General features: G+C 68.2%; 15 protein-coding genes and 1 pseudogene. 7 read left to right on the top strand and 9 right to left on the bottom strand.

All coding sequences use genetic code 11. The annotated features are described in order from the left end of the window. The first annotated feature begins 73 nt into the window (after positions 1-73). Entirely contained in the window at positions 74-1,177 is a 1,104-nt protein-coding gene (gene corA / locus A5695_RS10565; protein ID WP_068080815.1) for a magnesium/cobalt transporter CorA, read from the top strand. A gap of 49 nt (positions 1,178-1,226) precedes the next feature. Here the strand turns inward: corA and A5695_RS10560 are convergent, their stop codons facing one another. Genes A5695_RS10560 through A5695_RS10535 form a run of 6 tightly spaced genes read right to left on the bottom strand, consistent with a single transcriptional unit; the run spans position 1,227 to position 6,721 of the window. Then, the gene (locus A5695_RS10560; protein ID WP_068080761.1) at positions 1,227-1,820 is read right to left on the bottom strand and encodes a suppressor of fused domain protein; all 594 of its coding nucleotides are present in this window, start codon (positions 1,818-1,820) and stop codon (positions 1,227-1,229) included. Continuing rightward, positions 1,817-2,995, bottom strand: a complete 1,179-nt coding sequence (locus tag A5695_RS10555; protein WP_068080754.1) for an ABC transporter ATP-binding protein — start codon at positions 2,993-2,995, stop codon at positions 1,817-1,819. The genes A5695_RS10560 and A5695_RS10555 overlap by 4 nt, the downstream gene beginning before the upstream one ends. Before the next feature lie 4 nt (positions 2,996-2,999). After that, positions 3,000-3,836 (bottom strand): carbohydrate ABC transporter permease, encoded by an 837-nt coding sequence (locus A5695_RS10550; protein WP_068080810.1) that lies wholly within the window; start codon positions 3,834-3,836, stop codon positions 3,000-3,002. After that, positions 3,826-4,743 (bottom strand): carbohydrate ABC transporter permease, encoded by a 918-nt coding sequence (locus tag A5695_RS10545; RefSeq protein WP_068080812.1) that lies wholly within the window; start codon positions 4,741-4,743, stop codon positions 3,826-3,828. The genes A5695_RS10550 and A5695_RS10545 overlap by 11 nt, the downstream gene beginning before the upstream one ends. An 11-nt stretch (positions 4,744-4,754) precedes the next feature. After that, positions 4,755-6,167, bottom strand: coding sequence for an extracellular solute-binding protein (locus tag A5695_RS10540; RefSeq protein ID WP_068080809.1), 1,413 nt, complete (start codon positions 6,165-6,167; stop codon positions 4,755-4,757). Positions 6,168-6,193: 26 nt separating this feature from the next. Beyond that, a complete protein-coding gene (locus tag A5695_RS10535) occupies positions 6,194-6,721 on the bottom strand; it encodes a general stress protein (protein ID WP_068080751.1) in 528 nt (175 codons plus the stop codon). A gap of 157 nt (positions 6,722-6,878) precedes the next feature. Between A5695_RS10535 and A5695_RS10530 the strand changes: the two genes are divergently transcribed. The 5 genes from A5695_RS10530 (at position 6,879) to A5695_RS10510 (ending at position 12,008) form a co-directional block, all read left to right on the top strand. Next, positions 6,879-7,505, top strand: a complete 627-nt coding sequence (locus A5695_RS10530; protein WP_197515450.1) for a DUF4190 domain-containing protein — start codon at positions 6,879-6,881, stop codon at positions 7,503-7,505. A gap of 67 nt (positions 7,506-7,572) precedes the next feature. Then, positions 7,573-8,880 (top strand): magnesium transporter MgtE N-terminal domain-containing protein, encoded by a 1,308-nt coding sequence (locus A5695_RS10525; protein ID WP_068080745.1) that lies wholly within the window; start codon positions 7,573-7,575, stop codon positions 8,878-8,880. Beyond that, complete coding sequence (locus tag A5695_RS10520; protein WP_068080738.1) at positions 8,877-9,419, top strand: DUF1003 domain-containing protein; 543 nt, start codon at positions 8,877-8,879, stop codon at positions 9,417-9,419. The genes A5695_RS10525 and A5695_RS10520 overlap by 4 nt, the downstream gene beginning before the upstream one ends. Before the next feature lie 105 nt (positions 9,420-9,524). Further along, a complete protein-coding gene (locus A5695_RS10515; protein WP_197515449.1) occupies positions 9,525-10,826 on the top strand; it encodes a lytic transglycosylase domain-containing protein in 1,302 nt (433 codons plus the stop codon). A gap of 9 nt (positions 10,827-10,835) precedes the next feature. Further along, positions 10,836-12,008 carry an Mrp/NBP35 family ATP-binding protein gene (locus A5695_RS10510; protein ID WP_156749561.1) on the top strand — a complete coding sequence of 391 codons (1,173 nt, stop codon included), beginning with the start codon at positions 10,836-10,838 and terminating at the stop codon, positions 12,006-12,008. A gap of 100 nt (positions 12,009-12,108) precedes the next feature. On the opposite strand, the gene tatB is transcribed toward A5695_RS10510, so the two are convergent. The 3 genes from tatB to rseA all read right to left on the bottom strand — a co-directional run bounded on the left by tatB (position 12,109) and on the right by rseA (position 14,574). Continuing rightward, positions 12,109-12,489 carry a Sec-independent protein translocase protein TatB gene (gene tatB, locus A5695_RS10505; protein ID WP_068080733.1) on the bottom strand — a complete coding sequence of 127 codons (381 nt, stop codon included), beginning with the start codon at positions 12,487-12,489 and terminating at the stop codon, positions 12,109-12,111. Beyond that, positions 12,490-13,992 (bottom strand): S1C family serine protease, encoded by a 1,503-nt coding sequence (locus A5695_RS10500; RefSeq protein ID WP_068080731.1) that lies wholly within the window; start codon positions 13,990-13,992, stop codon positions 12,490-12,492. A gap of 186 nt (positions 13,993-14,178) precedes the next feature. Continuing rightward, entirely contained in the window at positions 14,179-14,574 is a 396-nt protein-coding gene (rseA, locus tag A5695_RS10495) for an anti-sigma E factor RseA (protein ID WP_068080728.1), read from the bottom strand. A gap of 87 nt (positions 14,575-14,661) precedes the next feature. Between rseA and A5695_RS27475 the strand changes: the two are divergent. Next, positions 14,662-14,739 (top strand): annotated as a pseudogene (locus A5695_RS27475) (RNA polymerase subunit sigma-70); the annotation flags it as partial.

Raw genomic sequence — 14,739 nt, 5'->3', positions numbered from 1 at the left:
CGCCCTTCGGCAACGCGGGACGCGTACCATGGACCACCGCCTGGTCAGACCTGCGCTGCGATCGGAGGTGGATGTGTTCCAGGGTTTTGACGCATTGCCCGAGGCGCTTCGCCCGCTCGCGCACGAGCCGCGCCCCGCGCAACCCGAGCCGCAACCGCACTCCCCGAACGAGACGTTGGTCGACTGCGCCGTGTACGCCGAAGGTCACCGGCTGCCCGGGAAATTCAGCTATGACGCCGCTCGCGACAAAGTTCGCCAGATCGAAATGCTCGGACACGATGCGTTCGTCTGGGTCGGCCTGCGCGAGCCAGACCTCGCCGAGATGCAGGAAGTCGCGGACCTTTTCGGCATGCACCCGCTGGCCGTCGAGGACGCCGTCTGTGCCCACCAGCGACCCAAGCTGGAGCGCTACGACGACACGGTGTTCCTCGTCCTCAAGACGGTCACCTACGTCCCACACGAATCGGTGGTGGCGGCCCGTCAGATCGTCGAGACCGGCGAGATCATGGTCTTCGTCGGCAAGGACTTCGTGATCACTGTGCGACACGGCGAACACGGCGGCCTTTCCGAGGTGCGCAAGCGGATGGACTCCGATCCCGAGCAGTTGCGGCTGGGCCCGTTCGCGGTGATGCACGCCATCGCCGACGACGTGGTGGACCACTACCTCAAGGTGAGCAGCCTGATCGAATCCGACATCGACAGCATCGAGGAAGTGGCGTTCGCGCCGGGCAGCAAGCTCGACGTCGAACCGATCTATCTGCTCAAGCGTGAGGTCGTCGAGCTGCGCAGGTGCGTCAGCCCACTGTCCGTGGCATTCCATCGCATTCAGGTGGAGAACAAGGACCTCATCTCCAAAGAGGTGCGGCGCTACCTGCGCGACGTCTCCGACCACCAATCGCAGGCCGCCGACCAGATATCCAGTTACGACGACATGCTGAACTCGCTGATCCAGGCGGCGCTGGCCCGGGTCGGGATGCAGCAGAACAACGACATGCGCAAGATGGCGGCCTGGGCCGGCATCCTGGCGGTGCCCACAATGGTCGCCGCCATCTACGGGATGAACTTCCACTTCATGCCCGAGCTCAACTGGACATGGGGTTACCCGGGAATCATGGCCGCGATGACACTGGCCTGTTTGGCCCTGTATTTCCAGTTCCGCCGCAACAACTGGCTCTAGCCACTTTCACCGTGCGCCTGGTATCGAGGGCGCTCAACTGCGACGCGGGTCAACGCGGTTGCGCGGCGGGGCGATCGGGGTTCAGGACATCCACCCCGTCGTTGCGCCAGGCCTCCCGCATGGCCTCGGCGCCCTTGAGACGCACCCAGGCCGCCTCGGTCGCGGTGATGGGGGTCGCGGAGAAGAATTGCACCGGGTCGCGCGGCGGTTCCAGCGGCAGATCGTCGATGTCGCTGGGGCGCAACAACACCGCGGTGAACGGCACCCGCCCGGCGGCCCGCGCCCACAGCGGCGTGCCGAGATCGACCAAAGCGTCGGCGCTCAGCACCAGACCCTCGACGGCCGGCGTTGCGGCCAAGACCGCCAGGCTGCGCGCGATCCCGGTGACGGGCCCCGGATCCCGCAGGCGCAGGACGACTTCTGCGCGCGGGCCCCGCGCATGGTCGTCGACGAGCTGCGTGGGGTCGGTCATCGGGTAGCGCGAACAGCCCAGCGTCACGTAGTGAACCAACCCGTCGCTGCCGCGGAAACGTAACACCTCGATGGGTTCGGCGCCCAGAAATGTCACGCTCGCCGAATCGGGCTCAGCGTCGGCGAAGTGGCGACGCAGGTGCGCTCGCACCTGCTCCAGGATCGGGGTCACCGCTCCCCAGCCGGCGCAACGGTGAGGTTGGCCCCCGAGTCCGCGTCGAAGACGGTCAGCTTCGTGGCATCGAACGCCAACGCGATCGATTGCCCGATCGCCGCCCTGGATTCCGCGGGAACTCTTGCTACGAACTGGTTTTCGTGCGCATCACCCTCGGCGGCCAGCTCGTCCAGTTGCGCGGAACGCGCGGCCCACCCCGCGGTGGAAAAGTACACGAATTTGTCGGCGCCCAACGACTCGACCAAGTCGACCTTCACCTCGAAGGTGAGCGCCCGGATGCGCTGATACCCGTCGATCAACGCGGCGTCATGCAGATGCTCGGGCCGCACCCCGACGATGACGTTCTCCGGTGCCGGGTGCCGCGAGATCACTTGGTGGACTTCGGGTGCCAGCATCACCTCACCGAAGGGCAGGTTCAGCCCGATGGGGGTCAACGTGGCCGGGAAGAAGTTCATCGCGGGTGAGCCGATGAACCCCGCGACGAACAGGTTGGCGGGGTGTTCGTAAAGCTCGTCCGGCGTGCCGATCTGTTGTGCGACGCCGCCGTGCATCACCACCACCCGGTCTCCCAGCGTCATCGCCTCGGTCTGGTCATGGGTGACGTAGACGGTGGTGGTGCCCAGCCGCTTCTGCAGGCGGGCGATCTCACCACGCATCTGGACGCGCAGCTTGGCGTCCAGGTTCGACAGCGGCTCGTCCATCAGGAAGGCCTTGGGGTGCCGCACGATCGCCCGGCCCATCGCGACCCGCTGTCGCTGCCCGCCCGACAATTGGGAGGGTTTACGGTCCAGCAGTTCGGTCAGGTCAAGGGTTTTGGCGGTCTCCTCCACCTTTTGGGCGATCTCCGCCTTCTTCATCTTGGCCAGCGTGAGGGGGAACGCGATGTTCTGTCGCACTGTCATGTGCGGGTACAGCGCGTAGGACTGGAAGACCATCGCGATGTCGCGGTCCTTGGGCGCCCTCTCGTTCACGCGCTCGCCGCCGATGCGCAGCTCGCCGGAGGAGATGTCCTCCAAGCCGGCGATCATGTTCAGCGTCGTCGTCTTGCCGCACCCCGAAGGTCCTACCAGGATGAGGAATTCGCCGTCGGCGATGGTGATGCTGAGGTCTTTCACGGCCATGGCGCCGTCCGGGTAGCTCTTACTGACATGGTCCAGCACAATCTCGGCCATCGCGCTATCCCTTCACCGCGCCAGAGGTCAACCCGGCGATGATTCGTCGTTGGAAGATTAGAACAAACAAGATGATCGGGACCGTGATCACGACCGCGCCGGCCGCGATCGATCCGGTCGGCTCCTCGAATTGCGAACTGCCGCCGAAGTTCGCGATCGCCACCGGTGCCGTGATCGCCGCCTTGGTGGCGGTCAGCGACAGCGCCAGCAGGAGGTCGTTCCAGGCGAAGATGAACACCAGGATGGCCGCGGTCACCACGCCGGGCGCGGCCAGCGGGACGATCACCTTACGGAACGCCTGGGCCGGTGTGGCGCCATCCATTTTCGCCGCCTTCTCCAGGTCCCACGGAATCTCCCGGAAGAACGCCGCCAACGTGTAGATGGCAAGCGGCAGAGCGAAGGTGATGTAGGGCAGGATCAGGCCCGGCCAGGTGTCGAACAGTCCGACGAAGCGTTCGATGTTGAACAGCGGGGTGACCAGCGAGATGGCGGGGAACATGGTGACCAGCAGAGTCGCGCCGATGAGCACGCGCTTGCCCGGAAAGCTGAGCCGGGCGATCGCATAGGCCGCCATCGCGCCGAGCGCCACCGCGATCGCGGTGGTGATCAAGCCGATTCCGATCGAGTTCGCCAGCGCCGAACTGAACAGGTCCCCCCGGAAGATGCCGCGGTAGTTCTCGAAGGACACCGACGACGGAATCAGCTTGCCGTCCTTGACCGTTGACGTCGGCTTGAGCGACAGGCTGAGGATCCACAACACCGGCACCAGTGCGTAGACCACCACCACGGCGTCGAGAACGGCCCAGAGCGCGCCTCGGCGGGCGCCTCGTTCAGCGGCCATCGAGGTCACCACCGGGCGCGGCCGCACCGAACACCTTGATGTAAATCACCGCGATCAGGCCCACACAGAGGAAGATCAGCACGCTAATCGCCGAGCCCAGTCCCACGTTGAAACCCTTGAACAGGTTGTTGTAGCCCAGGATTGACACCGAGTCGGTGTTGTTGGCGCCGTCGGTGAGCACGTAGATGCTGTCGAAGATGCGGAAGGCGTCCAGCGTGCGGAACAGCAACGCGACGACGACCGCCGGTTTGATGATGGGCAGGGTGACGCGCACCAGCCGCCGCCACGGCCCGGCGCCGTCGACTTGGGCCGCCTTGAGCAGATCCTCGGGCACCATCGCCAGCCCGGCCAACAACAGCAGCGACATGAACGGCGTCGTCTTCCAGACCTCGGCGAGGACGACGATTCCCAGCGACGGCAATTGCTGGGTCAGGGGCGCACTCCCATGCGGCAGCAGGTTGGCCAGGTAACCGGTGCCCGGGGTCCACGCGTAGTACCAGCTGTACGACGCGACCACGGTGACGATGCCGTACGGGACGAGCACCGCGGTGCGCACCAGCCCCTTGCCGACCAGCGTGCGGTGCATCACCAACGCCAGCGCCAGGCCCAGCACGAACTCGAGCGACACCGAAACGGCTGCGATGCCCAGGGTTACGGCCAACGCGGTCCACCAATACCGGTCGGTCAGGATGGTTTGGTAGTTGCTCAACCCGACGAACGCGGTGTCGTGGGGGCTGGCGAGGTTGTTGCGCTGCAGGCTCAGCCACACCGCGTAGCCGATCGGGTAGGCCGTCACCGCGAGCATCAGCAGGGCCGCGGGGGCGACGAGCACGAAGGCAAGTCCCCGTTCCGACAGCCGGTTTCGGGTCCGGGTCCGCGCTGTAACGGCTGCCTTGCGAAGTTCCACGGCCGAGGGGGTCACGGCAACAGGCCCTTGCCGTCGATGGCCTTTTGCGCCTGCGCGGTGAGCTCGTCGGCCGTCCGCTCCGGGTCGATTCGGGTGATGGGGCTCAGCGCCGCGGACAGCCGCAGCGACAACGCCTGATACACCGGCGTCGCCGGCCGCACGGCGGCGTCGGTGAGTTGCCGGCGGATGACCGTGTACATCGGATACTTGGTCTGGAACTGCGGGTCGGAATACAACGACGTCCGCACGGCGGGCAGGCCGCCTTCCATCGAGACGTACTTCTGGCTCTGCAGGCTGCGCAGGCAACGCACCGCCTCGAATGCCTCCGCGCGGTGGCGGGTGGTGCTGGCCACCGCCAGGTTCAGTCCCCCGATCGTCACCTTGGCCGGCCGGGGCGGCGCCACGCTGGGATAGGGCGCGAAACCGAAGACCTTCTGGCTGGCGGTGTAGGCGATGCGGAACTGATCGTCGCTGGGGACGAACGTCCCGACGTCGTTGATGCTGCCGGCCAGCGCCGGATCGGTGTTCAGCGGGAGGAACGGGACGCCGCCCTTCACCGCATTCTCCAGCATGGAGGCCAGCACATACGGCCAGTTGACCTCCAGTGCGGCCTTGCCCTGTTCGACGGCCAGCCGCGCCGTGCCTTCGTCGGTCCGGGTGATCGAGGGGTCGGCGCCGGGGGCGGTGGCCACCGCCTTGAGGATGCGCAGCGCGTTGACCGTCGCCGCCCGGTGCGCGGGAGTGTCGGTCAAGGTGACCTGGCGGCCGTCCTCGGAGAGCACCTGACCGCCGCCGCTGACCAGCAGCGTGTTGAACCACACCACCAGGCCCTCACCCTCGTTGGCCTGCACGGCGATCCAGGCGGGTCGGCCCTCGGCGTGCAGCCGGGCGGCCTCGGCCACCATCGCGTCCCAATCTCGCGGTGGTTGCTCCACCAAATCCGGCCGGTACCAGAGCAATTCGGTGTTGGTGGCGACGGGTGCGGCATACAGCCGGTGCTTCCATCGCGCCGTCGCCAACGGACCCGGCAGGGTGTCACCGCTGGCGTCGGCGTCGGCCCGCCCCTCGGGATCCTCGGACAGCGGCAGGGCCCACCCAGCCTCGGCGAACTCCGCGGTCCACACCACGTCCAGCGCCATCACATCCAGGCCACGGTCGTGAGCGCTCAGCCGCCGCGCCAGCTGCACCCGCTGTTCGCCGGGCCCCCTGGGCAGGCTCACGTGCTGGATGGCGAACCGGCCCGCCTGTTGCTTGGTGCATTCCTGGGCGACGGCAGTGAAGGCGGCCGAGTCGGTGGCCGGGGTGAAGAACGTGATCACCAACCCGTTGCCGGCGTTGCCGCACGCCGGAACCGCCGCGGTGATCGCCAGCGTCGCCAACGCGATGGCGCCCGCCCGTCGCAGGCGCCCACGACGATTCAGCACCGAATTCACACCTCTCGCGGGCGGCCTCAAATCGCCAAGCGCGCCAACAGGTCCCGCGCCTTTTCCGCGTTCTGCGGATCGCAGAGCACGTCGTAGCGGCCGGCCACCAACTGCATCGTCGAGCTGAAATCCCTTGTGCCGCGGGCCATCGAGTACGGCACCGCGGAGGTGATCAATCCGAAGAAGACCCCGGCGACCAGGCCCGTGGCCAGCGCCGCCCACGGATTCGGGCTGAAGAAGCCGAGTACCAACCCGATGAACAACCCCAGCCAGGCCCCGCTCAGCACACCCCCACCGAGCACCTTGGGCCACGTCAGCCTGCCGGTCACGCGTTCGACCTGCATCAGGTCGACCCCGACGATGATCACCTGCTGAACCGGGAACTGCTGCTCGGAGAGATAGTCAACGGCGCGCTGCGCCTCGGCGTAGGTGGGGTACGACCCGACCGGCCAACCCTTGGGCGGAGTCGGCAGTCCGGGAACGCCACGGCGGGCCGCCGCCGCGCCCGGGGGCGGCGCGCCGGGAACTTGACCCGGCTGGAAAGGACTAGTCATTGGTGCTCATTCTCCTCCGCCCCGGCCAACGGCACATCTCGGGCCTCTTAGCCTATCCAGCGACCGCTCACCAACCTGCGAAGACAGGCTCCCCTGCCGTCGGCGAGCGGTGATTCGCTGCCGATCCGCAAATTTGGCATCGGCTAGGTTGAACAGCATGACAGCGCCCGGCGATGGCTTCGGCGAACGCGCCCACGACGACCAGGCCGAACCATCCGCCACCGGCGGCGACGCCCCGGACGCGCCAGGGACCCCGTGGGAACCGCCGGCATCGGGAGCGGCGCCCGAATATCCGCCCCCGGCATACCCACCGCCGGGTTATCCCAGCGAATACCAGCCCGGTTATGCGGCCCAATACCCGCCGCCACCACCACCCGGATATGGGCCACCGCCGGGGTATGACCAGCCGTCGGGTTATGGCGCGCCGCCCTACCAGGCCGGGCCAACCCAATACGGCGCTCCGTCCGGCGGCTACGGGCCGCCGCCCTACCCGGGCGGCTATTACCCGGCACCGGACTACCTCGGCGGCTACGGATCACCGAGCGGAGTGAAACCCGGGACGAACAAGCTCGCTATCGCGTCGCTCATTTCGTCGTTCACCGGCGTGTTCTGCTGCTGTATCGGCTCGATTGTGGCCATCGTGCTGGGCGCAGTCGCGATCAATCAAATCAAGCGCACCCAGCAAGACGGCTACGGCCTCGCGGTCGCCGGCATCGTCATCGGGATCGCGACCTTGGTGGTGAGCTTGATCGTCATGATGTTCGCGCTGCACTCGCGTTATTAGCATCGCGGTAGCCGGCCCACCACCGCCTTGCTCAGCCGCGGCGACGGCGCCTGCCTAGGCTTTCCCCATGGCATCGGTCAACAGGGTGTACGTCGCCCGGCTCTCGCGGATGTTGGTGCTGGGTCCACTCGGCGAATCCTTCGGCCGGATCCGCGATGTCGTGATCGGCATCAGCATCGTGCGTCAGCAACCGCGCGTCCTTGGACTCGTCGTCGATCTGGCGACGCGGCGCAGCATCTTCATCCCGATGCTCCGGGTCGCCGCGATCGAGCCGGAGGCCGTCACGCTCAACACCGGCAGCGTCTCCTTGCGCCACTTCGAACAGCGTCCGGGCGAGGTGCTGGCGATCGGCCAGGTGCTCGACACCCAGGTGAAGGTCAACGATCCCGCGCTGCCCGAGCTGGCCGGCCTGGACGTCGTCATCACCGACCTGGCCATCGAACAGACCCGCACCCGCGACTGGATGGTGAGCCGGGTCGCCGTGCGCAGCCAGCGGCGGCTGGGCCGCCGCGGCCCCGTTCACGTCGTGGAGTGGTACCACGTGCAGGGGCTGAGCCCGTCGGCCCTGGCGCTGCCGGGCCAGGGGGTGGTCCAGCTGCTGAGCCAGTTCGAGGGCTGGAAGGCGGTGGATGTCGCCGACGCGATCCGCGGCCTGCCACCCAAGCGGCGCTACGAGGTGCTCAAAGCGCTCGACGACGACCGGCTCGCGGACGTCCTGCAGGAACTGCCCGAGCTCGACCAGGCCGACGTGCTGTCCGAGTTGGGCACCGAACGCTCCGCCGACGTCCTCGAGGAGATGGACCCCGACGACGCCGCCGATTTGCTGGGCGTGCTGAACCCGACGGACGCCGAGATGCTGCTGACGCGGATGGACCCCGACGATTCGGCCCCGGTGCGCCGGCTGCTGGCGCATTCGCCGGACACCGCGGGCGGCCTGATGACCTCGGACCCGGTGGTGTTGACGCCCGATACGTCGGTCGCCGAGGCGCTGGCCCGGGTCCGCGACCCCGACCTCACCCCCGCCCTCTCGTCCATGGTGTTCGTGGCGCGCCCGCCCACCGCCACGCCCACCGGCCGCTACTTGGGCTGCGTGCAGCTGCAGCGGCTGCTGCGCGAGCCGCCGGCCGAACTGGTCGGCGGGATCGTCGACAACGACCTGCTCACCCTGACCCCGGAGACTCCGCTGGGGGCGGTGACGCGCTATCTGGCGGCGTACAACCTGGTGTGCGGACCGGTGGTCGATGATCAGAACCATCTGTTGGGCGCGGTGACGGTGGACGATCTGCTCGATCACTTGTTGCCGCACGACTGGCGGGTCGACGTGCAGGCGCTCGATGCCGCCGGCCGGCTGAAAGACCTGGGAGGGTCCGCGTGAGCAAGTCCTCGGCCCCGCGCCGGCTCTACACCCCGCGGACGTCGCGCAGGTACTCGCCACGCCTGGACCCAGAAGCCGTCGGGCAGATCACCGAGTCCATCGCCCGCTTCTTCGGCACCGGCCGCTACCTGCTGGTCCAGACGATCATCGTGTTCGTGTGGATAGCGGTGAACCTGTTCGCCGTGGGGCTGCGCTGGGACCCCTACCCCTTCATCCTGCTCAACCTGGCCTTTTCCACCCAGGCCGCCTACGCGGCGCCGCTGATTCTGCTCGCCCAGAACCGTCAGGAAAACCGGGACCGCGTCGCCCTTGAACAGGACCGCCATCGCGCCGCGCAGACCAAGGCCGACACCGAGTTCCTGGCCCGCGAGCTCGCCGCGGTCCGGCTGTCGGTCGGCGAGGTGGTGACCCGCGAGTATCTGCGTGACGAGCTCGAGGAATTGCGCTCACTGCTGGCCGTTTTGGGCCCCGAATCCGAGGGCTCCGACGCGGCGCGGGGCGATGCCGGCGGGGAGCGCAACATTAAGAAATCGGGGTGAGAACCAGTTCGGACCATTGCGCCACTCTGGTCACAAGAGTTATGTATGGTGATCTAGTTCACGGCTGAGAAGCGGTTGACCAGCTCACATACCTAGGACGGTCGAGTGCGCATTGGGGGACGCCGGGGTGCACGCCCGGGCGCCGCGATGGAGCGGCAACGAGCTCTTCAGGTGTCGCGCACGCGTGCCTTCGGCGTAGCCACCATCACTCCCCTGGTCTTCGCGGGAGCGGTGAGCGGAGCCGCGCCCTCGCTCCCCGCGAAACTTCCCGCTGTGCACGCGAACGTCGCCCCGGTGGCGGCGGTCTCGCCCGTCGTTCCCGATCTGTCGGGACCGGCCGTCGTGTCGATCGACCGATCGCCGAACGCCTTCCACGTCGCCGAGCCGGCCCTGTCGGCACCCCCGAAGCCGATGATCGTCAATGCGCCCGGCGCGCTTGGCATTCCGAGCATCGCGCTGGCGGCCTATCGCAACGCCGAACAGAAGATGGCGGTGGCCGCCCCGGGCTGCGGCGTCAGCTGGAACCTGTTAGCCGGGATCGGCCGCATCGAGTCGGGCCATGCGGGCGGCGGGGCGGTTGACGCGCGCGGCACCGCGGTCGTTCCGATCTACGGACCCGCGCTGGACGGCACGCTGCCGGGCAACGAAATCATTCTTCAGAGCAGTGTCGGCACACGCCCCACCTACGCCCGCGCGATGGGGCCGATGCAGTTCCTCCCCGGCACCTGGGCGCGCTACGCCTCCGACGGCAAAGGCGACGGCGTTGCCGATCCGCAGAATCTGTTCGACTCCACGCTGGCCGCGGCCCGGTACCTGTGCAGCGGCGGACTCAACCTTCGCGATCCGTCACAGGTGATGGCCGCGATCCTGCGCTACAACAACTCGATGGCGTATGCGCAGAACGTGCTGGGGTGGGCCTCGGCGTACGCCACCGGCGTGGTTCCGGTCGACCTGCCTCCGATGACGGGCCCGCCGCCTCCGCTCGCCGACGCGCACCTCGAGCACGCCGAGGGACTCGGCCCCAACCTGCCGATGAACATCAACGGTCTGCCGTCGGACGACCCCCTGGCGCGCATGCCGCTGATCGACCTCACCTCGCCGCAGAGCCCCGGTCAGCCGCCGATGTTCCCCTGGATGGGCCCCACGCCACAGCAGGCCCCCTCGCGCATGCCCGGCTGCACGGTCATCTGCGTCGGCTCCCAGAGCCCGCCGCCGAATGCCGTCCCGCCATGGGGGCAGCCGCTGGGCGCGCCACCTGCGCCGCCGATGGGCGCGCCGTTGGCCCCGCCGCCGCCCCCGGCCCCACAGGCCGCCCCGCCGCCGGCCTCCGCGTCGCCGGCGCCCAAACCGGCCGACCCGCCGAACGCGGCGGCTCCGAAGCCGCCGGGTCCGGTCGCGGGCGGCTGACCGGCCGGTCTGGTAGCGCGCCTACACTCGGCGGTGATGTCCCCTCATGACACTGCCGACCTGAGCGCAGCAATCCGAACCGCCCTGGGAAAGGTGATTGACCCCGAGTTACGGCGCCCGATCACCGAACTCGGAATGGTCAAGAGCATTGACACCGAGCCCGACGGCGGCGTGCACGTCGCGATCTACCTGACCACCGCCGCCTGCCCGAAGAAGACCGAGATCAGTGAGCGGGTCACCCAGGCCGTCTCCGACGTTCCGGGCACGGGCGCCGTGAAAGTGACCCTCGACGTCATGAACGACGAGCAGCGCACCGAACTGCGCAAGCAGTTACGCGGCGACGCCCGCGAGCCCGTCATCCCCTTCGCCCAGCCGAACTCGCTGACCCGGGTCTATGCGGTCGCGTCGGGGAAGGGCGGGGTGGGAAAGTCGACCGTCACCGTCAACCTGGCCGCCGCGATGGCGGCCCGCGGCCTGTCCGTCGGCGTGCTGGACGCCGATATCCACGGGCACTCCATCCCGCGGATGATGGGCACCACCGACCGGCCAACCCAGGTCGAGTCGATGATTCTGCCGCCCATCGCCCACGAGGTGAAGGTCATCTCGATCGCCCAGTTCACCGAGGGCAACACGCCCGTGGTGTGGCGCGGGCCGATGCTGCACCGGGCGTTGCAACAGTTCTTGGCCGACGTCTATTGGGGCGATCTGGACGTCCTGTTGCTTGACCTGCCGCCGGGCACCGGAGACATCGCCATCTCGGTGGCCCAGTTGATCCCGAGCGCCGAGCTCATGGTGGTGACCACGCCGCAACTGGCCGCGGCCGAGGTCGCCGAGCGGGCGGGCAGCATCGCCATGCAGACCCGGCAGCGGCTCGCCGGGGTGGTGGAGAACATGTCGGGCCTCACGCTGCCGGACGGTTCGACGATGCAGGTGTTCGGTGAGGGCGGCGGCCGGCAGGTGGCCGAGCGGTTGTCCCGTGCGGTCGGTGCCGATGTGCCGCTGCTGGGCCAGATCCCGTTGGACCCCGCCCTGGTGGCCGCCGGCGATTCCGGCACCCCGATCGTGCTGAGCGCCCCGGACTCCCCGGCGGGCAAGGAACTGCGCAGCGTGGCCGACAAGCTGTCGGCACGTCGGCGCGGATTGGCGGGTGTGTCGCTCGGGCTCGATCCGACACGACGCTGACAGCGCTATACGGCCCGAGTGTGCACGCACGGTTTTGACCGTGCGCGCGCCCGCGGCGGGATTTCGGCCTGAGCTCACACCCGACGCCGTGGGCTCACCCTCAGGTGGCGTCGGCGTCGAACGGTGTCTTGCCGGGGGCGCGCTGCTCGACCGGCGCCGACGGCTCCGGCGCACTGGCCGCCGGCCGGTCAAAGTTGCCAGTGAAGAAGGAATCGTCGCCGTCCAGTAGATGCTTGGTGAGCGCGGCGCGCGGGGTCATCCCCCGGAGTCTCTGCAGTTCGCTCAGCGGAACGCGCAGGTCGTCGAACTCGGGCCCGAGGTCTTCGCGCAGCTGCGTGGTCACCCCGCTCAGGTAGTCGCGGGCCTGCCGCAGCGCGGTCGACGTCCACCGGATCGCACCGGGAAGCCGCTCCGGGCCGAGGACCACCAACCCGACCACGACGAGGACCAGGATGTGCTCCCAGCTCAGGCTGCCGAACATCTAGCCGCCGTCGGGGTCGGGCTTGACGGTCAGGGTGACGTGCCGACCGTCACGGACCACCTCGATCGGGGCATCCTGGCCGATGGTCAACTGCCGGACGGCGACGACGAACTCGTCGGCGTCGGCGACCTGGCGGTTACCGACCTTGACGATCACGTCGTTCTCCAGAATCCCACCCTTTTGCGCGGGGCTTCCCGCCTTCACGTTGGCGACCTGCGCGCCGGAGGCGATCGCATTGCTCACCGACCGGGTGCTGATGCCCAGCGTCGGGTGCACGATCTTGCCGTCTTTGATCAGCGTCTGGGCCACCATCTTGGCCTCGTTGATCGGGATCGCGAAGCCCAGCCCACTTGCGCTGTCGGACAAGGACTTACCCGCGGTGTTGATGCCGATCACCTGGGAATCCATATCGATCAGCGGGCCGCCGGAGTTGCCGTGGTTGATCGACGCGTCGGTCTGCAAGGCATCGATGACGGTGTCGGTGTCCGAGCCTTCACCCGACAACGGGACGGGACGGTGCAGGGCGCTGATGATGCCGTGAGTCACGGTGCTGCGCAGCCCCAGCGGCGCACCCGCCGCGAGGACCTCGTCGCCGACGCGTACCTTGTCCGAGTCACCGAACCGGGCGACGCTCAGGTTGTCGACGTTGTCCACCTTCAGCACGGCCAGGTCGGTCTTCGGGTCCCGACCGACCAGATTGGCGGGCACTTCCTTACCGTCGTTGAACACCACGGTCGTCTTGAACTGGCTGGGGTTGTTGGCCGCCTCGGAGATCACGTGGTTGTTGGTGATGATGTAGCCGCGGCCGTCGACCACCACGCCCGAGCCCTGCAAGCCCTCCTGGTCACTCTTGGACTCAATGGTGACCACCGCGTTGGCGGTCGCCGCCGCCACCTTGGCGAACCGGCCCGCCGGGCCTTCACCGTTGCCGTTGGTCGACAGGGTCACCTTCGAGGTGGTGAACGCCTCGGCGACCTCGGCCGTCTTGCGGCCGATCACCCCGCCGATGACGCCGATGAGCAGCGCGATCAGCAGCAGGGCGAGCAACGCCAGGTAGGACACCTTGCCGCCGAACAGCACATCGCGCACGCCGAGCTTGCCGCTGTAACCCTGGGGACCCTGAGGCCCCGCCGGCGCGACCGCCGGGGTGCCCAGCCCCGCGGCGGCCGACGGATCGCGCCAGGGGTCGTCGCGTTCGTCGGGCTCTACCCCGTCTTTCTCGGCCGCCAGCGCGCCGGCGTCCACGGGGTGGCGCTGCAGCGTGTCGGGGCTGCCGACGGGACGACTGAACGCCTCCTGGAGGACCGGATCGGCCGGCTCGTCATGCGGAGAAAACTCGGATTGGTCCCGATACTTCTGCGGGCGGACCCGGTCAGCCACGAACGAGCCGCGCAGTCCATCCGGACGGCTGAACAGTTGACGCGATGCGGGGTCCACCGGCGGACGGGAGACGGGGCGCGGCGCTAAGCGGTTGCCGCTGTCGTTGCCTTGATCGGAGGTCACGTTATCCCTTTGGATCCTCTTCTTGCGCGCTCGAGACGGGCCCTGCACCGGGCGATACCCACGACACCGGCATGGTCGTGTCCACCCTAGTATCCACGGTTCGGGATCGGTCGCCCATGAGCGCGCGGGCGGGGTGCGCAAAATCGGTCCGGATCAACGACGGGGACTCATTGGCAAGGCGCGCAGTTACGGCCGCTTGCGCTGCTCGCGGATGTCGCGGTCAGCAAAACGGTCGGACGCCCGGGTGGTCGCGTCCTCGGGCGAATCGTAGGGAATCTCAGCGAGCATCCCTAGCAGCGCGCTCGGGATGCGGATCGGATGCGAATCGCGCAGCGCCGCACGGGCGCGGGTCTGACCGTCGACCTCGGCGGCGCACTGCGGGCACAGCGACAGGTGATGCGCGGCCCGCAGGTGCGCGTTCATCCGCAGCTCGCCGTCGACGAACGCCGCGATGGCCTCGACGGAAAGGTGCTCGGTGGAGCCGAATTGGCGCGGCGCGCCGACGGGGGCATCGCTCTGGGAAGCGAACTGGGCGGGAAGCCAGGAGAACGCACGACGGAAGAGATGTCCTCGATCGGGCAAGAGCCAGCGGTTTTGCGGTCTTGAAGGCGGTATTGCGCGCCCCGTCGCGCTACATTCGAGGGGTAGGCGCAACGAAAGGACCCGGTGATGCCCGATCGAGGACATCTCTTCCGTCGTGCGTTCTCCTGGCTTCCCGCCCAGTTCGCTTCCCAGAGCGATGCCCCC

Source organism: Mycobacterium sp. E1747 (assembly GCF_001667775.1).
In the GTDB taxonomy this organism is placed as follows: domain Bacteria; phylum Actinomycetota; class Actinomycetes; order Mycobacteriales; family Mycobacteriaceae; genus Mycobacterium.
This window is presented reverse-complemented; position numbering and strand designations above follow the sequence as displayed.

Excerpts from the sequence above, each read along its gene's own strand:
- tatB (WP_068080733.1), bottom strand. The coding sequence starts at position 12,489 with ATGTTCGGCAGCCTGAGCTGGGAGCACATCCTGGTCCTCGTCGTGGTC.
- A5695_RS10535 (WP_068080751.1), bottom strand. The coding sequence starts at position 6,721 with ATGACTAGTCCTTTCCAGCCGGGTCAAGTTCCCGGCGCGCCGCCCCCG.
- A5695_RS10550 (WP_068080810.1), bottom strand. The coding sequence starts at position 3,836 with ATGGCCGCTGAACGAGGCGCCCGCCGAGGCGCGCTCTGGGCCGTTCTC.
- A5695_RS10530 (WP_197515450.1), top strand. The coding sequence starts at position 6,879 with ATGACAGCGCCCGGCGATGGCTTCGGCGAACGCGCCCACGACGACCAG.
- A5695_RS10525 (WP_068080745.1), top strand. The coding sequence starts at position 7,573 with ATGGCATCGGTCAACAGGGTGTACGTCGCCCGGCTCTCGCGGATGTTG.
- A5695_RS10555 (WP_068080754.1), bottom strand. The coding sequence starts at position 2,995 with ATGGCCGAGATTGTGCTGGACCATGTCAGTAAGAGCTACCCGGACGGC.